Origin of the sequence: Olsenella sp. HMSC062G07 (assembly GCF_001811895.1) — a bacterium.
GTDB classification, from domain to species: Bacteria; Actinomycetota; Coriobacteriia; order Coriobacteriales; family Atopobiaceae; genus Olsenella_F; species Olsenella_F massiliensis.
In genome coordinates, this window is record NZ_KV806944.1 from 126,831 (window position 1) to 150,476 (window position 23,646).

The window sequence follows — 23,646 nt, forward strand, 5'->3', positions numbered from 1 at the left end:
CTAGACCATCTCCTCTGGCTTGTAGAGCTCGTCAAACTGCTCGCCCGTCAGGTATCCCAGCCGCACGCAGGCCTCGCGCAGGTCAAGCCCGTCGGCATGGGCGCGCTGAGCCACCTTTGCGGCGCGCTCGTAGCCTAGGTGGGGGCTGAGCGCCGTCACGTTCATGAGCGAGCGATGCAGGTTGTCATGCATGCGCCGGCGATTGGCCGTGACGCCGCGCATGCAGCGCAAATCAAAGCTCACCGTCGCGTCGGCGAGCAGGCGCACGCTCTGCAAGAAGTCGTACGCGATGACGGGCATGAACACGTTGAGCTCGAAGTTGCCCTGGCTTGCGGCGAGGCCGATGGTGACGTCGTTGCCCATGACCTGCGCCGCGACCATGGTCAGGGCCTCGCACTGCGTGGGATTGACCTTGCCCGGCATGATGGAGCTGCCCGGCTCGTTGGCGGGGATGCTGATCTCGCCCAGGCCCAGGCGTGGCCCCGAGGACAGCCACCTGACGTCGTTGGCCAGCTTCATGAGGTTGGCGGCAAGGGCCTTGACGGCGCCGTGGGCAAAGACGACGGCGTCCTTGCTGGTGAGGGCATGAAACTTGTTGGGCGCGCTGACGAAGTCGCCGCCCGTGAGCGCGCACAGGCGTCTGGCGACGAGCTCGTCAAAGCCCTCGGGCGCGTTGAGCCCCGTTCCCACGGCCGTGCCGCCCAGGGCGAGCCTGCCCAGGAAGGGAAGGACCGCCTCCATCTGTGCCAGCGGTTCTTCCACGAGCCCCCGCCAGCCGCGAATCTCCTGACTGAAGGCTATGGGCACGGCGTCCTGCAGGTGCGTGCGCCCGCTCTTGACAACGCCCTCGTTGTCCCGCTCCAGCCGTCGGAGCGTGTCCGCAAGCTGACGGGCCGCAGGCATCAGGCGTTGCGTGAGGGCCAGGTACGCCGCCACGTGCAGGGCGGTGGGAAAGGTGTCGTTGGAGCTCTGGCTGCAGTTGACGTGGTCGTTGGGGTGGATGGGGCGCTCTGGTGCGGCGCTATGTCTCGCGCGGGCGCGCTCGTTGGCCACGTGGGCGAGAACCTCGTTCATGTTCATGTTTGACTGGGTTCCCGAGCCCGTCTGCCAGACCTTGAGGGGGAAGGCGTCCGCATGGCGGCCCGCCAGCACCTCGTCGGCGGCGCCGGCGATGAGCGAGGCCACCTCATGGTCAAGGACCCCCAGCTCGTCGTTGGCCTGGGCGGCCGCCTTCTTGATGAGGGCAAACGCGTGAATGATGCCCTCGGGCATGGTCTCGGTGCCGATGGGGAAGTTCTCCAGGGAGCGCTGGGTCTGGGCACCCCAGGCGGCGTTGCGGGCAACGAGCACGTCTCCCAGGGAGTCATGCTCAAGGCGATAACCCTCGGAAGGCTCGGTGTCTGACATCGTCTCTCCTCCCTGTCTCACGCGCGGCGTGCCTGGTGTCGTCATCCCCATGATACGCGCCTCGAGGACGGATGCCTGGCAGGAGGGCTGTATGATAGGATGCGCACAATGTGAAGGTGACGTCAGGTCCGGTGACGCAAGGAGCGTGCCCATGAAGAAGTTCGTCGTTGAGGACTCGTTCTGGGACATCTTTCCCGAGGTTCAGATTGGCATCGTATGCGCGAACGGCCTCAAACCCACGGACGCGATCAGCCCTGCGAACGTGGCCAAGGCCGCCCGCCTGCTCGACCACGCCAACGAGGCGGCACGTCAGTGGATCAGCTCCAGCGTCATCAGCCAGAACGAGGTCGTCGCCGTCTGGCGTGAGGCATACAAGAAGTTCAAGACCAAGAAGGGCGCCCGTGTCTCGGTGGAAAACCTCATCAAGCGCGTCATGAGAGGCAATCCCGTGGGGCATATCAATCCGGTGGTTGACGTGTCAAACGTGATCTCGCTCACGTACGCCATGCCTATCGGCGCCGAGAACATCGACGCGGTGGAGGGGACCTTCCGCCTTGCCGTGACCGAGGGCGGCGACGAGTTCTTGCCTATCGGCGAGGATCAGAACGACCCCACGCTTCCCGGCGAAATCGCCTATCTGGACGACGCGGGTGCCGTTTGTCGCTGCTGGAACTGGAGGGACTGCCAGCGCACGGCGGTGGGGGACGACACGCCCCACTGCATGTTCATCATGGAGTGCGTGGACCCCTCCCGCACCGGTGACCTGCGTGCGGCCATCGACGAGATGGGCCAGCTCGCCGAGGACATCCTGGGCGGCCACGTCACCAACAAGGACTTCCTCACCCGCGCACATCCCAGCTGCGAGCTGGTGTGAGCGACCTTCCGCCCGCCGAGAACGCGCGGCACTGAGCGGTCGGGTTCCTCTTCCGCAGGAAAGTGCGCTATGAAAGTGCGCTATCCTAAGAACGTCCCGCCCTGCGGCGGGGCACCAACCTCAGAGACGCGAGCCACATGAGACGACGAGCATGGCTTGGATGCACGGCGGTGAGCCGCATCCGGTCATGCTCTTTTTCTCTATCGAGCCTCCGGGGACGACCAGCGCGGCAGGCCTGGTGGCAGGAGCGCGCGAGCGCCGCGCGTGACACGACAGAGCGGGGAGAGCAGACATGAGAACGGCTGACTTTGTCGCCGAGGTGCGCAAGAATCCCGTCATCGCCGCCGTGAAGGATGACGAGAGCCTCGGGAAGGCGCTTGCGTCGTCGAGCGGCATCATCTTCGTCCTCTACGGGGACGCCTGCACGATCGCCGACGTCGTTCGACGCGTCAAGGCGGCGGGAAAGATCGCCATGGTCCACGTTGACCGCATCGTGGGACTCACGGCCCAGCCCATCGTCTGCGACTTCATCAAGGAGGTCACCCAGGCGGACGGCATCATCTCCACCCATCCGTCCCTCATCCTCCGTGCCCGGGAGCTGGGCCTCAACACGATGCTGCGCTTCTTCATGATTGACTCCATCGCCTTTGAGAACGTCATCCGCCAGGCACGTCGAGACGTGCAGCCCGACCTCATCGAGGTGCTGCCCGCCGTCCTCATGCCCGAGGTCTATCGCGAGATTGTGCGGGTTTCCAAGGTGCCCGTCATGGCGGGCGGCCTGCTTTCGGACAGGCGCCAGGTGACGAGCGCCCTCAAGAGCGGGTGCGTGTCGGTATCCACCACCAACCAGGACGTGTGGTCCGCCTAGGCGGCCGCCCAGAGAGGGAGATGACATGACTCGCTACATCATGGCCCTGGACGCAGGTACGACGAGCAGTCGCTGCATACTGTTTGACCATGAGGGCAGGGTGTGCTCCATGGCGCAGCGCGAGTTCACCCAGTACTTCCCCGAGCCGGGCTGGGTGGAGCATGACGCCAACGAAATCTGGCAAACCCAGCTCTCCGTGGCCCGTCAGGCGCTGTCAAACATTGGCGCGGCGCCTGAGGACGTGGCCGCCATAGGCATCACGAACCAACGCGAGACCACCGTCGTCTGGGACCGTGCCACCGGCCAGCCCGTGTGTCATGCCATCGTGTGGCAGTGCCGACGCACGTCGGAGTTCACGGAGAGGCTCAAGGAGGAGCGCCCCGAGCTCGTCGAGGAGTTTCGCACCAAGACGGGACTCGTCATGGACCCGTACTTCTCGGGCACCAAGATCCGTTGGATCTTGGACAACGTGGAGGGCGCGCGCGAGCGAGCCGACGCGGGCGAGCTCTGCTTTGGCACCGTGGACTCCTGGCTCATCTTCAAGCTCACCAAGGGTCGCGTGCACGTGACGGACTATTCCAACGCCTCGCGCACCCTGCTGTTCAACATCAACACGCTCGCCTGGGACGAGGGGCTCTGCGAGGCCCTGGGCGTGCCCCTGTCGCTGCTTCCCGAAGTCAGGCCATCAAGCTGCGTCTATGGCATGACCGACCCCGAGTTCCTTGGCAGGGCGCTTCCCCTTGCCGGCGCGGCGGGCGACCAGCAGGCAGCGCTCTTTGGGCAGGCCTGCTTTGAGCCCGGCCAGGCAAAGAACACCTACGGCACGGGCTGCTTCATGCTCATGAACACGGGAGAAACACCCATCTACTCCAAGAACGGACTGCTCACGACCATCGCCTGGGGCCTGGATGGCACGGTCAGCTATGCCCTGGAGGGCTCGGTGTACGTGGCGGGCGCCGCCGTCCAGTGGCTGCGCGACGAGCTGAGGGTCATCGACTCCGCGGCCGACTCCGAGTACTTTGCCACGCGGGTGGCAGACACCAACGGCTGCTACGTGGTGCCCGCCTTCACGGGGCTGGGGGCCCCGTACTGGGACCCCTTCGCCCGTGGCGCCATCGTGGGCCTCTCACGTGGCACCAACAAGTACCACGTCATCCGGGCGACCCTCGAGTCCCTCGCGTTTCAGACCTGCGACGTCCTGCGCGCCATGGAGCTCGACTCGCACATCCACCTCTCGGCCCTGAAGGTTGACGGCGGGGCCTGCAAGAACGACTTCCTCATGCAGTTTCAGGCCGACGTCATCGACGCCCCGGTGAGAAGACCCTCCTGCGTCGAGACGACGGCGCTGGGCGCCGCGTACCTTGCCGGGCTCGCCGTGGGGTTCTGGGAGTCGGTGACGGACGTCACCGCGAGCACCTCCCACGAGAGGGAGTTCGCCCCGGGGCGGACGGACGCCTGGCGCAGGACGGTCCTGGGGGGCTGGCATAAGGCGGTTGCGTCAACGAGGGGCTGGGCAGAGGAGGACCGGCTCTGACAAAAGGGAGGGTAGGGCAATGGACGGGGAAGGGACGAGCGAATGACGTACGACGTGATTGTCATCGGGGCCGGCGTGTCGGGGTCTGCCGTCGCGCGCGAGCTCTCGCGCTACGAGGCGGAGATCCTGGTCATGGACCGCGCCGATGACGTGTGCTGCGGGACCTCAAAGGCCAACAGCGCCATCGTCCACGCGGGGTACGACTGCATGCCCGGCTCGATGATGGCCCGGATGAACGTCCGCGGCAACGAGATGATGGAGCCGCTCGCCCGTGACCTCGACGTTCCCTTTGAGCGCACGGGGTCACTTCTCGTCTGCACGAGCAAGGAGCGGCTGGGCGGCCTTAGGGACCTCTTTGAGCGAGGGGCCGCCAACGGGGTCCCCGGGCTCAAGATCATCTCGGGCGACGAGGCCCGCGCGATGGAGCCGCAGCTGACCGATGCGGTCGTCGGCGCCCTCTGGGCCCCCTCGGCGGGAATCATCAACGTGTTCCTCCTCAACATCGCCCTGGCCGAGAACGCCTTCACCAACGGCGTGGACTTTCACTTCAACACCCGCGCCGAGAGGCTCTGGCAGGACGAGGGCGGCGTCTGGCACATTCGCACGAACAACGGCGAATACCGCACCCGCGCCGTCATCAACGCCGCCGGCGTGTATGCGGACCGCCTTCACAACATGGTGTCGGCGACCAGGATTCACATCACGCCCCGGCGCGGCGAGTACTTCCTGCTCGACCGCACGACCGCCGGCTACGTGCGCCACGTGGTCTTTCCCCAGCCCACCGAACTGGGCAAGGGCGTGCTCGTGACGCCTACGGTGGACGGCAACACCCTCGTGGGCCCGACGGCGTTCGACTTGGCGGATGACCAGCGCGACGACGTCGAGACGACGCAGGCTGGCCTGGACACGATTCGCGAGAAGGCCTCAGAGAACCTTCGTGACCTGCCGCTGCGCCAGGTCATCACGAGCTTTGCGGGCCTGCGCGCCCACGAGGACCGCCACGAGTTCGTCCTGGGGCACGTGGAGGGCGCCCCGGGCTTCTATGACTGCGCGGGCATAGAGTCGCCGGGTCTCACGAGCGCTCCCGCCATTGGGGAGTACCTGGGCGGCATGATCAAGGACGACCTGGGGCTTTCATCCAAGGACGTCTGGGTGCACACGCGTACGGGGACCGTCGACCCCTCCCTGCTCACCCTTGCGGAGAGAAACGAGCTCATCAGGCGCGAGCCGGCCTATGGGCAGATCGTCTGCCGTTGCGAGTCGGTGAGCGAGGGCGAGATCCTGGACGCCATCCGCAGGCCCCTGGGGGCGCGCGACCTCGACGGCGTCAAGCGGAGGGTCCGCGCCGGCGCCGGTCGCTGCCAGGCGGGCTTCTGCAGCCCTCGCGTCATGGACATCCTCTCGCGCGAGCTGGGGCTGCCTTTGGAGGAGATACGCAAGAGTGGCGGCGCCTCGAGGATCGTGGTGGGGCGCACGAAGGAGGTCCAGGGGCAATGAGTGGCAGCAACGACCTGAGGAGCGTGGACGTCGTCATCATCGGTGGCGGGCCGGCGGGCCTCTCCGCCGCCGTCGCCGCCCATGAGGAAGGATGCGACTCCATCCTCGTCCTCGAGCGCGACAACTGCTTGGGCGGCATCCTCAACCAGTGCATCCATAACGGCTTCGGCCTGCATCGCTTCAAGGAGGAGCTCACGGGCCCCGAGTACGCCCACCGCTTCGTCAAGCGGGTGGAAGAGGAGAGGATTCCCTACAAGCTCAACACCATGGTCATGGACGTCTCGCCCGAGCGCGTCGTCACGGCCATGAACCGCGAGGACGGCATGTTCCAGGTCCAGGCGGGTGCCGTCGTCCTCGCCATGGGCTGCCGCGAGCGCCCGCGCGGCGCCCTCAACATCCCGGGCTGCCGGCCGGCGGGCATCTACACGGCCGGCACCGCCCAGCGCCTCGTGAACGTCGAGGGCTATCTGCCGGGGCGCGAGGTCGTCATCCTGGGCTCCGGTGACATCGGGCTCATCATGGCTCGCCGCATGACGCTCGAGGGCGCCAAGGTCAAGGTCGTCGCTGAGCTGCTGCCCTACTCCGGCGGGCTCAAGCGCAACATCGTCCAGTGCCTGGACGACTTTGGCATTCCCCTCAAGCTCTCACACACCGTCGTTGACATCGAGGGCGCGGAGCGCGTCAAGGCCGTGACCATCGCCCGGGTGGGGCCCGACCGCCGTCCCATCCCGGGCACCGAGGAGCGCTACGTCTGCGACACCCTGCTGCTGTCGTGCGGGCTCATCCCCGAGAACGAGCTCTCGAGCGCGTGCGGCGTCAGGCTGAGTCCCGTGACGAGCGGGCCTGTGGTCAACGAGAGCTTTGAGACCTCCGTTTTGGGCGTCTTCGCCTGCGGCAACGTCCTGCACGTTCATGACCTCGTCGATTACGTGAGCGAGGAGGCCGACGAGGCGGGCAGGCGCGCCGTCGCCTTCGTGCAAGGCGAGCTGGGCCCGGGCGGCGCCGGCCAGCGCGATGCGGCGCACGCAAGGATCGCCGTGCGCGCCACGGGGGGCGTCCGCTACACGGTGCCCTCCACGATCGACCCCGTGCGCATGGCGGACAAGCTGACCGTGCGCTTTCGCGTGGGGGACGTCTACCAGGACGCCTACGTGAGCGTGTACCTGGACGGCGAGCGCGTGCAGCGTCGCCGGAAGCAGATCATGGCGCCGGGCGAGATGGAGCAGGTCATCTTGCGCAAGGCAGACCTCGTCGGGCGTCCGGGCCTCTCCAGCGTCACCGTGGCCGTCGAGCGGGAGTAGGGAGCGAGCAATGGAGACAAGAAGGCTCACGTGCATCAACTGCCCCATGGGCTGCCAGCTTGAGGTGACGGTCGGCGACGGCGGAAAGGTCGTGTCCGTCACGGGCAACAGCTGCAGGCGGGGGGACGTCTATGGCCGCAAGGAGGTGACCAACCCCACGCGCACCGTCACGAGTACGGTGGTGGTGAGGGACGGCACAAGCGAGCGCGTCTCGGTGAAGACGAAAGAAGACGTGCCCAAGCGACTCGTCTTTGATGTGATGGACGTCATCAACAGGACGACGGTCACGGCTCCCGTGCATGTGGGAGACGTTCTCGTGGACGACGTGTGCGGCACGGGCGTGCCCCTCGTCGCCACGGCTGAGGTGGGGGTGCGGTAGCACCTGTTGTCAGGTGCGTCTTACGCGCGACGTGGCATATATCCTGCTCATGACGGCAGATACCAGGTAGTACAGCGGCGTTCTCCTTGCTGGGTTCGCGTGGCCTGGATCCCTTTAGCCGGCGTAGTGTAGGCCGCACCCCTTGCATCGGCCCTGCGCGAGCTCACTGCCAGGGGCCGGCCGGCCGCTACAGTGGCTCCGAGCATAGCTCGCCGCTGCGCCGCAGTCTTCCTGGCCGTATTGGGGACAGGCGTTTATGTCTACTTTGCTCTAACAGAGATATGCAAGCGAATCCCACTTGGTTATTGGGGTCAGGGGCCGCAGAGATTTCTGCGGCCCCTGACCCCAATCGCTGGTGTGCGGACGCTACATGAAAGAAGGAGAGATATGGTCGACCGTTGAACCAGAAAAACCATCCATTAATTGAAAAAAAAGACTTATACGGTTCAAATCCGGCTGAATTGTGCGAATATAACATCGAAGGCCTTCAGAGTCACTGTAGCCGGAATTGGAGAGGAGCACAGGTTTGATTGCTCATTACCGCGTCGACAGCCGTGTGGTGCATGGCCAGACCACAACGAGGGTGACCAAAGAGAACCCCGTTGACGGTGTGATCATCATTGATGACCAGATTGCCCAGGATAAGTTCATGCTCAGGGTGTTCGCGAATACTCTCGGTTCGATTCGCGTGTTCGGATTTTCCATCAGCAAAGCCCTCGTCAAGCTGCCCGAGGCCGTCGCGTCGAAGAAGCGCTACCTCGTCATCTTCAAGACGCCCGAGACCGCCCGCGCCCTTGTGGAACAGGGCTTCACATTCGACGGCGTTTTGAATTGCGGCCCACAGCCGAATTGCGAGGGCGCGAGGCTCGTCGAAAAGATGCTCTACCTTACCCGCTCCCAGATCGACGCCCTTGACTTTCTGGATTCTCATGGGGTCAAGCTCGTCATAAACCCCGCGTTCACCACTCCGGACCTTACTTGGCCTGAGGCAAAGAGGAAGGCTGGCATCTAAGATGGCATATTTCATCCAAGTGCTTCTCGTGGCGCTTCTCTATCACCTTACGAACACCTTTGCCTCCTTCGGGGGCATGGTCTTTGGCCGCTACACATGTCAAAGGCCGCTCGTCGGCGGACTCCTTGTCGGCCTGATCTTCGGCGACTTGCAGAAGGGTCTTGAGCTCGGCATTGCATTCCAGCTTGCGTACATGGGCGCCTTCGCGGTCGGCGGGGCAGTCTCCGTCGACGTGGGCGTCGTCTCCTATCCAATCATGGCCATGTCGATCATCAATGGGCTTGATACCGGAACCGCCCTTGCCATCGCGGCGCCGATCTCCATCCTCACCGCGAACCTGACCCACGTGATGCGCGCCTTCAATACCGTCTGCACGGGGATCGTCCGCAAGGGCATCAATGAGGTCGACTACAAGAAGATTGAAGTTGGCAACGTCATCCTTCCCCAGGTCTTCTTGGCGGCAATGAACTTCGCTGTCGTTTTTGTCCTGATGTACCTTGGCACCGGTGCAGTCGACAGCCTCCTTGCCGTTGTCCCGCAGAACGTCCTGCACGCGCTCGGCCTCCTCGGCGGCATTCTGCCTGCCGTGGGCATGGCAATGCTACTCAAGTACAACATCGTGGGGAACTGGATGTTCATCTTCTTCGTTCTCGGCTTCATGATGGTCTCCTCCATGCAGATGGGCTTCATCCCCATCGCCATCTTTGCCGCGGCGCTGGCATTCCTGTACTGGAAGATTGACTCGCGTCCCGAGACGGCTGCCGAAAGCGCAAGTGCAGGCGTAAATGTGTTCACCGATGACGACGATGTGGAGATGTAAAAATGAGCGAAGCCACTGAGAACGAGGCCATCGAGAGCTCGAAGGCTATCTGCGACGATCCGCTGACTAAGAAGGAGCTCGACCGTCTGTTCTGGCGCTACCAGGTCAGGTACCTCACCTGCTGCAACCTCGAGAACTGGCACGGCAACTGCTACGCCTACGATATGATCCCCCTCTACAAGAAGTACTACGACAAGGACGGCCAGCGCGCGGGCATGCGCCGCATGTTCGACTTCATCAACACGGAGCAGACGACGGCAAGCGTGCTGTGGGGAATCCTCGTCAGCATGGAGGAGCAGAAGGCCTTGGGCAAGCCGGTGAGCGACGACATGATTCGAACGGTTAAGTCCTCGCTGATGGGGCCCCTTGCCGGCGTGGGTGACTCCCTGGTCCAGGCGACAATCCTCCCGCTGCTCACCACGATTGCCATTTCGCTTACCGGCACGGGCGACGCTCTGAGCCCGCTCGGCGCGACCCTCTTCATCATCGCTACGCCCATCCTGCTGTGGACGTACGCCCGAGCCCTGTTCAACAGCGGATACGGCCTCGGCAAGGACGCCGTCTCGACGCTCATGGGCTCCGCGATGGACCGCATCAAGATCGCCATTCAGCTCTTCGGAATCGTCGTCATCGGCGCGCTCTCGGCGAGCTATGTGAAGGTGGCTACCCCGCTGTCCTTCGCTGCCTCGGCGGATGCCACCCCCGTGGTGCTGCAGGACGTCATCAATGGCATCTTTCCCAATCTGCTGAGCCTGCTGCTCGTTGTCGGCTGCTGGTTCCTGCTGTCCAAGAAGGGCGTCTCGATTACAAAGATGATCTTCGGCCTCATGGGCGTCGTGCTCGTGCTCGGCCTCGTGGGAATCCTTTAAGGGCGTAGCATGGAGATAAACAAAAAAACCGTTTTCCGCATCGAGCCAGTGTACAAGTCCTTTGTGTGGGCAGGGCGTAAGCTGATTGACCGCTTCGGGCTGAAGACCGATCTGGACACCGTCGGCACGATCTATTCTGTGCTCGCTCTGCCCGGCGAGATCGACAACCCCGTGACCGGGGCGGGCATGACTCTCTCGGAGCTTTACCGTGCGCATCGCGAGCTTTTCGGGACTTCTGACGAGGTGTTCCCCGTGAGGATGACGATTACCTGCAACGAGGGGTTCCAGTCTTACCAGTCGCACCCCGACGACGCCTACGCGATGGAGCACGAGGGTTGTCGTGGCAAGGTCTCGGGCGCGGTGGCCCTGGACGAGTCCGACGAGAAGGACACATGGCTCTTCGGCCACAAACCCATGGACGCTGCAGAGTTCAGGCGCTGCATCGAAGAGAAAGAGTGGGACGCGCTGTTCTCGACGCTCGAGGTCAAGGGCGGTGATTTCGTCCACACGCCCGCCGGCGTGATCCACGGCGGCTGGGGGTCCGGCAAGGTCAGCGCGACCTTTGGCACGAACAGCGACATCACGTACCGCTTTTATGATAACGACCGCAACGACCCCAACCGCCCGCTCAGCATCGACGACGTCTGCGCCTGCGCAAGCTTCCCGGAGCTTCCCTTCGCGGCCGAGCGCGCGGAGGGCGTCAAGATCGGCGGCGTGACTCGCTACGTCTACCACGACGTTCCCGGCGAATACACCGCTCTGCGGTTCAAGGCCGCCGGCGAGGCATCCTTCGACTTCGACAGCTTCCTCTTCGTGACCTGCGTGGAGGGTGGTGGCACGGTGTGTGGCGAGCCGATTTCGCCGGGGGAGACCCTGTTCATTCCGTTGGGGTATGGACCGGTGGCTTTCTCGGGGCAGATGGACTGCATCGCCATCAGCTATCACGAGAAGAAGAGGGCGGAAAATGAGTAAAGTCACGATCATCGGCGCAGGCCGCACGGGTCGTGGGATGTTCGGTGAGATGTTCTTCTCTGAGGGCGGGTTTGACCTCGCCTTCGGCGACATCAATCCCGAGCTGATCAGATCCCTTCGCGAGCAGGGTCACTACGTCGTCGAGCAGACTAACCTCGATTCCGGCATGTCGAAGGCGACTTGCGTCAGCGGCTTCAAAGTTTATGACGCCAAGGCCGACCGAGAGGCGTATCTCAAGCGGCTGGCCGAGTCGGACTACATTGCGGTGGCCGTCTTCCCCTCCTCCTTCGATGACGTCGCCCGGGATTTGGCGGACATGGCCCGTCTTCGGAGGAAGAGCGGATCCGGTCAAAAGGCCGCCGTTATCCTCGGGGGCAACTTCGTCGGTCTCCGGAGCTACTTTAGCGGCGCGCTCCGCAAGCTCCTTGATGACGATGACTACGAGATCTTCGATGGACAGGTTGCCCTGGTCACCTCGAAGGCGAACCGAAAGATGACTTTCTCGTCCAAGCCTGGCGCGAAGCCGCTCTCCCTTGAGGGGGACGACAAGCCCTTCCTGCCGGTCGAGGATAGGTTCCTCTTCGGCGATGGCTATGAGTACCCGTCGTTCTTCAAGCGTTCAGACGACGTCGAGCTGCGTATGGCTGAGAAGATTTGGAGTGAGAACCTCCTCCATTGCTCGCTCGGTTTTATGGGTGCCTACTATGGGTTCGCGACGATCAACGATGTGGCATCCGACGAGTTCTGCGCAGATCTTGCCAGAAGGGCGTGGAAAGAAGGTCGAGCGGCGCTCGAGGCCGAGTACGGTATTCCTGTGCCCGACGAGTCGTTTTTCAGGACGATGCTCGACAAGTTCAAGAGCCCCCATTTCCGCGATCGGATTGACCGCGTCGTCAGGCAGCCTATGCGTAAGCTCGGACGGCATGATCGCTTTCTGGGGCCCGCGCTGCTTTGTTTGAAGCATGGCATCGTTCCCTTCTTTACCCTTCGGGCGGCGGCCTACGGGTTTCTCTTCTCTGACGAGAAGGACGAGCAGGTGGCGAAGATCGCAAAGATTCGTTCGGCTATGACCCTTGAGGACGCCGTTGTCAAAATCACCGGGCTGGATGCGTCCGTGTCGGAGGAGGCGACGGCCTGCGGGCTTCTGATTGGCTTTATCCAGGAGCTGCAGTGCCTCGAGAAACAGGCTCCCTGCGTGCCTGCCTGCGAGGAGGGGGTCCGATGAGACTGATAGCGGTAGGCCACGGTCGTTACGCCTCTGGCCTGAAGTCCGCCGTCGACATGCTTTCGGGCGACGGTGAGAAGCTTTCTTCAATTGACTTCGCTGCCGATGTCTCCCCAGATGAATTCGAGCGGCTGCTCAGGGAGGCGGTCGATGGTGACGAGGCTGTCATCATCTGCGACTTGGTCGGCGGCACCCCCTATAACCGAGCCTGTCTCCTTGCCCATGAGTCCGAGTTGGTCAGGGTCGTCGCCGGAATGAACCTTGCTGCGGCCCTTGAGGCGGTGCTTAGTCTGGAAGACGGGGCCCGGCCTGCAGAGATCGCCGAGCGCCTGTGCTCATCCGTCCCCGACGGCGTGGGCCGTTTTGAGGAAGGCGCGTGCTCCGCGGACTCGGTTGATGAGGACGAGGACCTTTAGTGTTGCGTTGAGCACTATACTTTTGCCGGGGAGGGGTCGACCTCCCCGGCTTTCTATTTCTATAGGCGGTGATTGCGCTGTTTACCACGAGGGTCAAGAGCCTGTACCCCAAGTTCACTATGGCAGAGAGGAAAGTAGCTGATTACCTCATCATGAACGGCGACGATGTCGGCGAAGTGACCTCGCATGAACTTGCGAAACGGCTCGACGTGGGGCAGTCGACCGTCATGCGCTTCTCGAAAAAGATGGGCTACTCGATGTTCGGCGAGATGATCGCGGACATAAGTAGTTCGGCGGATGGGCCCTGTACCGAGATCAAAGATGAGGACAGCCCACTGATGGTGATGGGCAAGCTCGAGGGCAGGTATTGCGATCTTCTGAGGGCGGCCATCGCGAGCAATCGGGAGGAGTCCCTTGAGGAGGCCGCCCGAATGGTCGACGAGGCGGGCAATATTCTCTGCTATGGGTATATGGAGAGCTTCCTTCTGGCCTCTCGCCTGTGCTGGTCGCTGGTCGGCCTGGGTAAAAACGCGGTTTGCGACGAAGACTTGATCCAGACGAAGCGCCGCCTGAGGTTGCTCGGCCCGGAAAAGGGCCTCGTCATCGTTCTCTCTAAGTCCGGCGAGAAGGCGGAGTCGGTAGGAGTCGCCAAAGCTGCGATCGATAGGAGGGTGCCAGTTCTGGCGATTTGCGACGCGTCGGATAACCCGCTCTCCAAATTGGCGACGTCGTGCCTGCGCGTCGTCGAGGTGGCCGACCGCTCCACGCCGATGACCTCCATGGGGGTGGACGCCAGCGTGATGTTGGTCATTGACACCCTGATCGCGAGCGTTTACCAGCGTGATCGCAGGGGTTATGCGGGCACGTACCGAGAGGGCCTCGTTGCCGCGTTTTCTGAGCGCCGATGACGCCTTTTTTGTGGCTTTTCGGGCTCCCAAGCTCTCCGAGGCCCCACGGGCCCAAGAGGCCCTGTTTGGCGTCGCACATAGGCGTCGAAACGGACGCGTCCCAAAATTTGGTGTAAGCAGCCACGCGGTCCGCGCCCGGGAGGGCGCGGCCGTCCTCCTAGAATCGTGAGTTGCCATACAGACGATTCCAACGGAAGGGACGGCCGCTATGGAGGCTTTACACGAGGAGGCGCTCGCGAGGGCGCGCTACCGGCGTGCGTGCGACCTGCTGGCCGCCGTCGACCCCCAGGCGCGGAGCTGCTCGAGGATGCGACGCCCTCGGAGCTGGCCTATCTCGACTTCCCCCGCGAGCACGTGACGTGGGCGCGCACGAACAACGTGCAGGAGCGGATGAACTGCGAGACCAAACGCCGCACGAGGGTGGTCCAGGCGTTCCCCTCGTTTGGCTCTCTCGTCAGGCTGGTGGGCGCCGTGTGCTGCGACCAGAACGACGCGTGGTTGGCCTCGAGGAACTTCATCGGCGTCAGGTCGCTCGACCCCGGCTACGGGTGCAAGCCGCTGCCGGAGGAGCCGGGCGGCGTCGACAGGGTGCTGAGGCTCGTCGGAGAGGCGTTCGACAGGAAGAGGAGGGTGGCGTAGCACCGGGGGTGGACTCATGCCCCCTAGGAGGGGCCCTGCACCACTTTACTTTTGGTCGGAAATGGAGGGCCCGATTCTGTCGATGACTGGGCCCTCCTGCGCTTGCGCACAAAACAGGGCATCGCCTCCCTGTCGTAAGGATGGCTCTCTTTAATCAACACTACATGCTCAGCGGTATCTCCTTTACCGATGTGAAGACATGGTTCGGAAGGTATGGGGAGCTTTGCGCATCATCCAGTGTTGACTCTCCCGAAAGAACCAATACTGAGACGAACCCCGCATTGTTTCCCGCAGCAATATCGGTATAGAGCCGATCGCCTACCATGGCGATTTCGCCACGCTGGATTGATTCAAATCCCAGTTCCACGAGCCGCTCCATGAGATAATCCGTGATTGGCGTGTTGGGCTTTCCAATCACCGTGTCCGGCGTCCTGTTCGAAGACGCTTGGACGAAGGCCATTATCGCTCCGGCGTCGGGGATGAAGCCGCTGGATGTGGGACAATTCAGGTCCGGGTGGGTAGCGATATACGGGAGTCCTGACCTAACGAAATCGCATGCCTTGGTCATACTTGAATAGGTAAGCTCGGTATCAAATCCAATGACCACAACTTCGGGGTTCATGTCGTCGAGTACTATCCCGCTTGCAAGGAACTCATTCTTCAAGAGCTGGTTGCCGAGAAGAAACACCCGCTTGTTTTGATAGTGCTTGTTCAAATACCAAGTCGCAGCCTGTCCTGAGGTAATGATTTCTTCATCGCCTATCGCATAGCCCATTGTATGCAGCTTGGAGATATAGCTCGAGGGGTCTTTCGATGAGTTGTTGGTCAGGAGGATGAATCTCCTCCCACTTCGTTTGATACGATCGAGAAAATTTTTGGCCCCATCTATCCAGGTAGTGTCGAGATAGATTGTCCCATCCATATCCAAGACGAATACTTTCGTCCCGTCAAAGGTAGAGATGGGGCAGTTGTCGACAGGGGGGAGCGTGCTTCTCACGTAGACTCCTTCTGCGAAGATGGAACGAATTGATGTGCCAGGAGGTGACGAATCGCCTCGTAGCTGCACGCAAAACTACAGCTCTATCATTCTGCTTATCCTGTTGAAGGTTGCCCTTCTTCGTGCGCTTGGCGAGAACGAGATCAGATTCTTGGCATGAGAAGACGGAATGTCAATCGATTCGAGCGTCTGCTTCATTCCAATGCTGGAATAAAGTGACCGAAGCGAATCTGCTGTGGGAATGTCCTGCACAACGCCTCTGATGGCTGGCCATGCGGACACGAGCATCTCGGGAGATACCATCTCAATTTCGTCTACGCTGTTCTCCTGGGCAATCCCTTCGTAGAGTTCATTGCCCCAAAAACCTCGAAGCTCTTCTTCGGAGAAACGACGATATGGAATGACGTGGCTTGAAATATCCTCAATTTTGGCGAGTCTGTGGTAGTACTCCGAGATTAGGATCGTGCCGACTCCCACCTTTTCCCCATGCAAGCCTGAAGAATGGATTCTGATGCTCGGTGGCTCCATCTCGATGGTGTGAGAAATATGATGCTCGGAACCGGAGGCTGGCCTTGAGTTTCCCATGAGCTGCATTGCCAGGCCGGATAGCAAGAGGGCATAGATCAGGTTGGCCGTTGCGGCCTCGTCGCCCTTTGGCACTCGGTTGCAGCACTCAAAGACGGTGTTGATGGCATTCATGGTTAGGTCATTAATTCTCTTACAGAAATGCTCGCCATTCACGAGGTGAGTAATCTTCCAGTCCGCAAGGGCAGTGAACTTTCCGATGATATCGCCTATGCCAGACAAGGAAAGTCTGAGTGGTGCAGCGTTTATTACAGACGTATCCGCAATGACGAGTCTGGGTGCAATTCCTGGCATCGTGGTTTTTACGCCCTGCCAGGTCATGGCTGATACTGTCGAGCAGAAGCCATCGACACTTGCGGCGGTCGGGCAAGCCACAAAGGGAATGTTGAGCTTGTGCGCACAGTAGCGCGTCGTGTCATGAATGGTCCCGCTTCCAATGGCAACGAGATAGTCCACCTGGTGACCTGAGAGCTTCTCCAAGACCTCTTCGGTGGCATGCTCGTCCGCATGCAAGCCGGTGGGGTTCAGAATCACATCAACCTGGGATTTTGGTCTTGTCAGATTACTGGCATCGTATGTGTTCTCGTCATAGATGGTGCCTCTGGTTCCAGAGATAGTGAACTCGTCCATAATGGAATCAAAGTTTGACATCAAGCCTGAATCAATGAGAGCTGCTTGGGTTGTCATCACATGGTTGGTGCCACATTCGCATTGTCCGCTGAGCTTGGTGCTGTCGATTTTCACTGCCGGCTCCTTTCGCGAGCTATGGCCATCGCAACCCTTTGCCTGTTTTTCAATGGCGCCAGAAGAAGACTCTCAAGCAGGGGAGGCTACCTATGTTCCATCCGGATGCCTCTCTCGTTCCGCGCGAGAGGAGCGACTCCTTGCAAAGGGCCATAGTAGAGACAGCAAAAGTATAGCTCCCATGAACTAGAAAAGAACCAATTTGAGTAAAAAAGAACCAAGTGGTTTTTACACCCGCATAACTGAGTTTATACGCCAGATTCAGGATGGCGATGAGGAATACACTAGAATCGACACCACCGGACGAGGCGCGAGAAGGGGTTCCGTACTATAGGACCAGTTGAATTAATTAATACAAAATTACTTAATAATGATATAAATATAGCTTCATATAATGAAGAATCCTCTTTATATGGCTCATAGGACATATATAAACCACTCACTGACAAAAAACTACCATTCATAGCAATACCACTGGTACTAAATAATAACAATGTACTTATTTATACTAATTGGAAGATTCTATGTGATAGAGTCAATTCATAAATTGAAGGAATGTACATCTTAAAACCACTGGAATTCTAAGAGCGATATCAGTGTGGTGGCTCACTGCGAAACCTAGGGGGTTTTGTCAGGAAAAATTAGTGCTATTTCAGAGGGAGGGGCAATAGTGATGAAATTTGTTTTGGTGTCGCACGGAGATTTCGCGAAGGGATTGCTCAGCGCGGCAACCATGCTTCTCGGCCCACAGGCGGAAATAGAGGCTGTTGGTCTCTATCCGCAGGATGGACCAGAATCGTTTCGCACAAGGTTGGAGGCAGTCCTCCTTCCGGAAGATGAGGGGAATGTCATCTTCTTCTCTGACTTATTCCACGGTACTCCCTTCAACGTAGTGACTGACCTCTCGCGTGATCACGATATCTACCACGTCACCGGTGCGAACCTCGCCGTCCTTCTCGAGGCCCTACTTTGCAGGAGTGATCCTGGAATCTCGTGCCAGATCGTTTGTGACAACGCGATAACTGCTGCGAAGGAAAGCGTGCTCGATGTTCGAGAGCTTCTTTCAAGCAATATTGAAATTGAGGACGAAAACGAAATCGAAAATGAGGAGTTCTAGTTCGTCACAGCGTTGGAAGGGAGTGGAAGTAATGAGAAATGTGGTCTGGTCTCGTGTCGACGATCGTCTGATTCATGGGGAGGTGGTCACGGCATGGACTCCCTCAATGAACGCCAATTGCATCTTGATTGTTGACGACGGAGTTGCCGCCGACACCTTTAATAAGCGTGTGATCAAATCTCTGGCACCTGCGGGTGTCAAGGTCTTCGTTATCACTGTCGAGAAGGCCGCCGAACGCCTTGTCGCAGAGGGAAAGCCCGGGGAGCGCATCATCGTTCTCACTAAGTCTCCCATCGCCTTCGCCCAGCTTATTGACGCTGGCGTTCCCATTCGGCAGGTGAATCTCGGGGGAATGGGAATCAGGGGGAATCGCCGGCCCTTTGTTAAGAACGTATCTGCTTCCCCGGAAGAGGTGGATGCAATCGAGCGGATGAGGGAGAAAGGAGTGCGCGTTTTCTATCAGCTTGTTCCCGAGCAAGGGGTTACTGAAGTAGACGATGCAATTATCAAAAAGTATAGGTCGGAGGCATAAGAATGGCACCAATTCAAGCTTTGCTGTGTGGCATTGTCTATTGGCTCGCAGTGGGAAACCTTCCCTTTGTTGGCCTGTGGTCCCTACAGCGCCCATTAGTCTGTGGCTTTGTTACAGGAATCATCCTTGGCGATCCTCTCCAAGGCGCGCTAATCGGCGGGACGATTAACCTTGTCTATCTCGGCTTCATCTCGGCAGGTGGATCAATGCCTGCGGACATGGCGCTCGCGGGTATTCTTGGCACGGCTTATGCGATCGTAGGCAATATGGGTGCCAATACGGCTCTCGCTCTTGCCGTTCCAATCGGCATTCTTGGAACTATCGTCTGGTATCTCCGTATGACCTTTGACTCGATCTTTGTTCACATTGGCGATAGGTACATCGAGAACGAACAATACAACAAGATCTGGCGAGCCAACGTGCTGTTCCCCCAGATGTTCTGTGCAGTTATCGCTGTGATTCCCTGTGCGTTGGCGGCATACTTTGGAGCTGCCTACATCCAGGGACTCCTTGACGTGGTTTCCGGTCGAATTCTGACGGTCTTTGAGGTTATCGGCGGTCTTATGCCTGCACTGGGAATCGGCATAACACTTCAGTATATCTATAAGGGGCCTGCTCGCGTGTTCCTGTTCATGGGCTTCATACTTGCGGTCTACTCAGGAATGGGATTGCTCCCGCTCGGTATCATCGCTGCGCTTGTTGCCATCATCTACGTGCAGGTAACTGCAACTGTTGGATCAGCTACCCCAGCCATTGAGGGCGCAACTGAGGATGACGAGGAGGAATTCTAATGGCGCAGGACAACAATACCGTGATGGCCCGTGAAGGCGGACTCGTCACCAAGAAGGCCCTTTTGCATGCGTGGTTCAACTGGGAGACGTTCGTACAATGCTGCTATAACTACGAGAGGATGATGGGGCTGGCGTGTGCTCACGTTTTCGTCCCCATTATCTACTGCCTGTATAAGGATGACCCATCGAAGCGCAAAGCCGTGATGCGGCGTGAAGCAGAGTTCTTCAACGTGCACATTGAGTTCGGTGCCTGCATCCTCGGTTTGGCGATTGCTCTCGAAGAGCAGATGGCAATGGGGGAGGATGTTCCTGGGGAGCTTATCACCAATCTCAAGACCGCTCTCATGGGTCCTCTGGCCGGCGTTGGCGACACCATTTGGCAGGGCGTCGTCATCCCCATTCTGTTAGGAATTTGCATAGACCTCACTTTGAAGGGCGCAGGAATATGGGGGCCGATTCTCTACACCATTCTCATTTGCGGCGGCGCATATGCTTTTAGCTACATCAACTTCATGTTTGGCTATCGCGCAGGTAGCGAGGCGGTGCTGAACTTCATAGAGAGTGGGAAGCTGGACCAGGTTTTAACAGGCGCCTCCATCATGGGTTGCATGGTTATGGGTGGCCTCATCGTGAACTACGTCAAGGTCACATGCGGCATTGATATCGTCACTTCGGGGTCCACGTTTAACATCCAGGCCGACTTCTTCGATCAGGTGCTGCCAAAGGCATTGCCACTGGCAGCTACTATGGGCATTTACGCTCTTCTCAACAAGCGTTGGTCGTCCCTTAAGATCATCGGACTGATTGTCGCTGTCGGCATCGTCTTCGGTGCAACGGGCATTCTCACCTACGCGTAACAATCTCTTCGTGGCGTGACGGGTCACCTCCGGTGGCTCGCTACGCCACGCTCTTGAGAAAGGATCATTCCAACATGAAGGCATGTTTAATGATTGCTCCGGGTAATGTGAAGGTCGAGGAAATCGAAATGCCTTCCATTGGAAGTGATCAGGTACTCATTGAGGTGAAGGCCGCTGGAATATGCACCAATGACATACGTGACTACCTTGGGGACTGCGATTACTCATACCCGCGCATTGGCGGTCACGAGTATGTCGGAGTGATTCACTCCATGGGCAGCCGCGTGAACACAAGTCGCTTTCATGTTGGGCAGAAGGTCGTCAACTACATCATTGACGATTGTAAGGAGTGCTACTTCTGTAAAACGGGCAATGAAAACATCTGCGAGGACTTCCCTCACTCCAAGGTTTTTCACAATGAGGATGGAATTTCCGGCTATTGCGGGTTTGCCCAGTACGTCGCCGCAGATGCGAAGGATCTTGTGGGGTATGAGAAACAAGACTCCTGGGAGAGGATGGCTCTAACGGAGCCACTCGCGTGCGTTGTCAACAGTGTCAATCGAGCCAACATCGAGTTTGGTCAAGACGTCCTCGTCGTGGGCGGCGGGACAATGGGACTGCTGCACGTGATGCTTGCAGTCAGTCGTGGTGCTCGGGTGTTTTTGAGCGAACCAATGGCTGATCGTAGGAACAAGGCGCTTGAACTCGGCGCAAGTGATGCCTTTGACCCCACAAGTGTCAATCCGATTCAGACCATTAAGGACCTTACGGGCGGACGTGGGGCGGACGTGGTCTTTGATACCGTTGCGCTGCCGGAAATTGCCGGTCAGGCCATCGAGATGACGGCCCCCTGCGGGACCTGCATCCTGTTCAGCTCCATTCATCCCAATGAGTCCATCCCGGTTGCCATCAATGCCGTGCACGCTCAGCAAAAGACGATTACGGGTGCAGAGAGCCCAACCGTGCACTCCTTCTATCAAGCAGTGCAACTAATTGATAAGGAGATAATTGACCCTTTGCCGCTGGTTGAGAAGGTGTTTGACTACACGGACTTCCAGGCCGCCATCGACGAGGCGATGCGTCCCGACACTTATAAGGTCATCGTAAAGTTTGGTATGTGGGAATGAAATACGTCGTCGGCATAGACCTAGGAACCTCATCAGTAAAGCTTGCGCTTGTCAGCAATGCTGGCGTGCTGGCGAAGGAGTGCCAACGAGAGTATGAGCCCACTCGTCCCCATCCTGGATGGAAGGAGATTGACCCAGCGCTCTGGTGGGATGCGACATTCGATGGTCTGCGCGAGCTTCTGTCGGGAGGTCCCGTTGATGTTGCCTGCATCGGAGTCACCGGTCAAATGCATACCACCGTTTTTTTAGATGCGCGTGGAAACAGTATCCGTCCAGCAATCATGTGGAACGACTCAAGGACCTCGGATATGGTCGGACGTGCCAGAAGGACTCTCGAAGACATCGGAGAGAAGTATCTATCTCAAATCATTTCCTGCGGGAGTCCCGCTCTGAACCTTCTTTGGCTCAAAGAGAATGAGGCAGAGAATTACCACAGGTTGTACAAGTTCCTCATTGGTCCGGATTGGCTTGTCCACCAGATGACCGGCTCGTATCTTGGGACGGACTACTGTGAGGCATCAACTTCGTCGCTATTCAATCTCTCAAAGAAAAAATGGTCATATGCGGCGATTGACGCTCTCGGCCTTTCGCGTGCGCTCCTGCCGAACGTGAGGAGTAGTGCTGAGATTGCCGGGACACTACACGACGAGTATGCCAAGGCACTGGGGTTGTCTCGAGGAATCCCCGTCATTGTCGGTACGGGAGACAATCCGGCGTCCGCCTTGGCAACAGGTTGTCTGCAGAATAACTTGCCCGTATTGTCACTTGGCACCTCGGGTGTCCTGATGTTCACACGCCCCCATTTTGACCCTGCATTCAAGGGGAAGAACATTCAGGTCTCACTTCAGGGCAATGACGTAATCAATCTCGTTCAGGGGACCGTTCAGGCCTGTGGCTTGAGCTTCAGTTGGTGGAACAAATCCATCCTGATGAGGGATAGTTTTGACGAGGTGGAGTCGGAGATTACAGCTGAATTCGAACAATCTCCAACGAGAAAACCTCTCATCTACTATCCCCATATTTCCGGGGAAAAGACAATCTATGGAGACGCCTCCCTCACCGGGGCATTTATCGGCCTGACCAGCGACGTAACGAGAGCTCAAATGACGTTGGCTGTCATGGAGGGAGTTGCGTTCGGGGTATGTCAGCTCGCTGAGGAGATGCAGGTTTCCTTGACTGACTTTGACGCCCTCAAGGTAATCGGAGGCGGCTCAAAGAGCGACACATGGATGCGCGTCCTGTCGAGCGTCCTCAACGTGACAACGGTACGATCTGAATCATACGCAAGTGCCTCGTTTGGGGCTGCACTCCTTGCTCTGAGCGCCTTGAGGGGCAATTCATCGCTCGTGCAGCGTAACCTTCCCGTCGATACAATGCAGCAGTTTCATCCCAACGAGGGGCTTTTGAGGCACTACGAATCGGTCTATTCAAAGTTTTTGCGTGTTCATGATGCAATCAAGCTTGTCCTTGGGGATCGAAGCGAGGTGAGTTCTTGAGAGAGAAAGCTACCTGCGATATATGTGGAAAGAAGCTCGGTTTTAGGAAGTTTAAATATAGCACTGGGGTAATTTGCAAGGACTGCTATAAGCTCGCTTCCGAGAGCTACACAACGACTATTGCGGAGAAAACATTCGATGAGGTGATGGCTGCTTACGACAGGCGCAAGAGCCAACTCGAGAGCGATGTGAATTTCTTGCCGACGAAGCGCGTCGCCAACTACCTTCAGATTGACGAGCGACGCGAATTGATTTGCCTGCCCAACAATCGCTTGATCGGATTGATAGCAGGCGATAAAGAGGGACTTTCTGCTCCAGAGTACATTAAGTGGGCGGATGTGTACGCCTGCTCAATCGTTACAACTCCCCGCCTGACTCAAAGTCAGATGCGTGGAGAGGGAATCGCCAAAGGAACCACCATCTCCTCGCTCTCGGTGGAAATCAAGACCCGTCGTCCCAAGGCCTCCCATGTCATTTGCTTCTTGAAAAACAAGACTAGAGTAAAGAGCTTTGCCTTCAGACACACGTTTGATTTGGCAAAAAGGTGTGTGGATATGGTCAATCAGTACTGCATTGGCAAGGAGTCTTAGGCCGCGCATTCGGCTCCATCGGACGAGCAGCGCCGTAGCGCAAAAAAGAGCATGAGATTACAAGCGCGTTGTTGAAAATGGAGGACGCT

The 23,646-nt window shown here is 59.0% G+C and carries 24 protein-coding genes; 21 read left to right on the top strand and 3 right to left on the bottom strand.

What is annotated here, in order from left to right:
* Positions 1–1,407: a class II fumarate hydratase gene (gene fumC, locus HMPREF2826_RS01250; RefSeq protein WP_070638476.1), complete on the bottom strand. Its 1,407-nt coding sequence runs from the start codon at positions 1,405–1,407 to the stop codon at positions 1–3.
* Between the two features lie 151 nt (positions 1,408–1,558).
* Between fumC and HMPREF2826_RS01255 the strand changes: the two genes are divergently transcribed.
* The 14 genes from HMPREF2826_RS01255 (at position 1,559) to HMPREF2826_RS01320 (ending at position 14,721) form a co-directional block, all read left to right on the top strand.
* Entirely contained in the window at positions 1,559–2,281 is a 723-nt protein-coding gene (locus HMPREF2826_RS01255; protein ID WP_070638479.1) for a B3/B4 domain-containing protein, read from the top strand.
* Between the two features lie 292 nt (positions 2,282–2,573).
* Positions 2,574–3,149, top strand: coding sequence for a glycerol-3-phosphate responsive antiterminator (locus HMPREF2826_RS01260; RefSeq protein WP_070638482.1), 576 nt, complete (start codon positions 2,574–2,576; stop codon positions 3,147–3,149).
* 25 nt (positions 3,150–3,174) lie between these two features.
* Positions 3,175–4,683, top strand: coding sequence for a glycerol kinase GlpK (gene glpK / locus HMPREF2826_RS01265; protein WP_070638485.1), 1,509 nt, complete (start codon positions 3,175–3,177; stop codon positions 4,681–4,683).
* A 42-nt stretch (positions 4,684–4,725) separates the two neighbouring features.
* Positions 4,726–6,180: an NAD(P)/FAD-dependent oxidoreductase gene (locus HMPREF2826_RS01270; RefSeq protein WP_070638488.1), complete on the top strand. Its 1,455-nt coding sequence runs from the start codon at positions 4,726–4,728 to the stop codon at positions 6,178–6,180.
* Complete coding sequence (locus HMPREF2826_RS01275) at positions 6,177–7,481, top strand: NAD(P)/FAD-dependent oxidoreductase (protein ID WP_210388945.1); 1,305 nt, start codon at positions 6,177–6,179, stop codon at positions 7,479–7,481. The genes HMPREF2826_RS01270 and HMPREF2826_RS01275 overlap by 4 nt, the downstream gene beginning before the upstream one ends.
* Before the next feature lie 10 nt (positions 7,482–7,491).
* Positions 7,492–7,860 carry a DUF1667 domain-containing protein gene (locus HMPREF2826_RS01280; RefSeq protein WP_070638491.1) on the top strand — a complete coding sequence of 123 codons (369 nt, stop codon included), beginning with the start codon at positions 7,492–7,494 and terminating at the stop codon, positions 7,858–7,860.
* Between the two features lie 526 nt (positions 7,861–8,386).
* On the top strand, positions 8,387–8,872 hold the full coding sequence (locus HMPREF2826_RS01285; RefSeq protein WP_058271032.1) for a PTS sugar transporter subunit IIB: 486 nt from the start codon (positions 8,387–8,389) through the stop codon (positions 8,870–8,872).
* A gap of 1 nt (position 8,873) precedes the next feature.
* The gene (locus HMPREF2826_RS01290) at positions 8,874–9,692 is read left to right on the top strand and encodes a PTS sugar transporter subunit IIC (RefSeq protein ID WP_070638493.1); all 819 of its coding nucleotides are present in this window, start codon (positions 8,874–8,876) and stop codon (positions 9,690–9,692) included.
* Positions 9,693–9,694: 2 nt separating this feature from the next.
* The gene (locus tag HMPREF2826_RS01295) at positions 9,695–10,561 is read left to right on the top strand and encodes a PTS system mannose/fructose/sorbose family transporter subunit IID (RefSeq protein ID WP_070638495.1); all 867 of its coding nucleotides are present in this window, start codon (positions 9,695–9,697) and stop codon (positions 10,559–10,561) included.
* Positions 10,562–10,570: 9 nt separating this feature from the next.
* Positions 10,571–11,533, top strand: coding sequence for a class I mannose-6-phosphate isomerase (locus tag HMPREF2826_RS01300; protein WP_070638498.1), 963 nt, complete (start codon positions 10,571–10,573; stop codon positions 11,531–11,533).
* A complete protein-coding gene (locus tag HMPREF2826_RS01305) occupies positions 11,526–12,758 on the top strand; it encodes a mannitol dehydrogenase family protein (protein ID WP_070638500.1) in 1,233 nt (410 codons plus the stop codon). Before HMPREF2826_RS01300 ends, HMPREF2826_RS01305 begins: the two co-directional genes overlap by 8 nt.
* A complete protein-coding gene (locus tag HMPREF2826_RS01310) occupies positions 12,755–13,174 on the top strand; it encodes a PTS sugar transporter subunit IIA (protein WP_070638502.1) in 420 nt (139 codons plus the stop codon). Before HMPREF2826_RS01305 ends, HMPREF2826_RS01310 begins: the two co-directional genes overlap by 4 nt.
* Positions 13,175–13,242: 68 nt before the next feature.
* Positions 13,243–14,082 (top strand): MurR/RpiR family transcriptional regulator, encoded by an 840-nt coding sequence (locus tag HMPREF2826_RS01315; protein WP_083307166.1) that lies wholly within the window; start codon positions 13,243–13,245, stop codon positions 14,080–14,082.
* Between the two features lie 258 nt (positions 14,083–14,340).
* Positions 14,341–14,721, top strand: a complete 381-nt coding sequence (locus tag HMPREF2826_RS01320) for a transposase (protein WP_070638506.1) — start codon at positions 14,341–14,343, stop codon at positions 14,719–14,721.
* A gap of 160 nt (positions 14,722–14,881) precedes the next feature.
* Here the strand turns inward: HMPREF2826_RS01320 and HMPREF2826_RS01325 are convergent, their stop codons facing one another.
* Together HMPREF2826_RS01325 and HMPREF2826_RS01330 are read right to left on the bottom strand one after the other, a co-directional pair.
* A complete protein-coding gene (locus tag HMPREF2826_RS01325) occupies positions 14,882–15,718 on the bottom strand; it encodes an HAD-IIA family hydrolase (RefSeq protein ID WP_210388946.1) in 837 nt (278 codons plus the stop codon).
* Between the two features lie 75 nt (positions 15,719–15,793).
* Positions 15,794–17,047: a sn-glycerol-1-phosphate dehydrogenase gene (locus HMPREF2826_RS01330; protein ID WP_070638508.1), complete on the bottom strand. Its 1,254-nt coding sequence runs from the start codon at positions 17,045–17,047 to the stop codon at positions 15,794–15,796.
* 673 nt (positions 17,048–17,720) lie between these two features.
* On the opposite strand from HMPREF2826_RS01330, the gene HMPREF2826_RS01335 reads away from it, so the two are divergent.
* The 7 genes from HMPREF2826_RS01335 (at position 17,721) to HMPREF2826_RS01365 (ending at position 23,557) form a co-directional block, all read left to right on the top strand.
* On the top strand, positions 17,721–18,164 hold the full coding sequence (locus HMPREF2826_RS01335; protein WP_070638511.1) for a PTS sugar transporter subunit IIA: 444 nt from the start codon (positions 17,721–17,723) through the stop codon (positions 18,162–18,164).
* Between the two features lie 31 nt (positions 18,165–18,195).
* Positions 18,196–18,696 carry a PTS sugar transporter subunit IIB gene (locus HMPREF2826_RS01340; protein WP_070638514.1) on the top strand — a complete coding sequence of 167 codons (501 nt, stop codon included), beginning with the start codon at positions 18,196–18,198 and terminating at the stop codon, positions 18,694–18,696.
* A 2-nt stretch (positions 18,697–18,698) separates the two neighbouring features.
* Positions 18,699–19,487, top strand: coding sequence for a PTS mannose/fructose/sorbose/N-acetylgalactosamine transporter subunit IIC (locus HMPREF2826_RS01345; protein ID WP_058271043.1), 789 nt, complete (start codon positions 18,699–18,701; stop codon positions 19,485–19,487).
* Positions 19,487–20,344, top strand: coding sequence for a PTS system mannose/fructose/sorbose family transporter subunit IID (locus tag HMPREF2826_RS01350; RefSeq protein WP_235815075.1), 858 nt, complete (start codon positions 19,487–19,489; stop codon positions 20,342–20,344). The genes HMPREF2826_RS01345 and HMPREF2826_RS01350 overlap by 1 nt, the downstream gene beginning before the upstream one ends.
* A 74-nt stretch (positions 20,345–20,418) precedes the next feature.
* Positions 20,419–21,471: a zinc-dependent alcohol dehydrogenase gene (locus HMPREF2826_RS01355; protein ID WP_070638517.1), complete on the top strand. Its 1,053-nt coding sequence runs from the start codon at positions 20,419–20,421 to the stop codon at positions 21,469–21,471.
* A complete protein-coding gene (locus HMPREF2826_RS01360; protein WP_070638520.1) occupies positions 21,468–22,967 on the top strand; it encodes a xylulokinase in 1,500 nt (499 codons plus the stop codon). Before HMPREF2826_RS01355 ends, HMPREF2826_RS01360 begins: the two co-directional genes overlap by 4 nt.
* Entirely contained in the window at positions 22,964–23,557 is a 594-nt protein-coding gene (locus tag HMPREF2826_RS01365; protein WP_070638523.1) for a DUF4428 domain-containing protein, read from the top strand. Before HMPREF2826_RS01360 ends, HMPREF2826_RS01365 begins: the two co-directional genes overlap by 4 nt.
* Positions 23,558–23,646 lie beyond the last annotated feature (89 nt).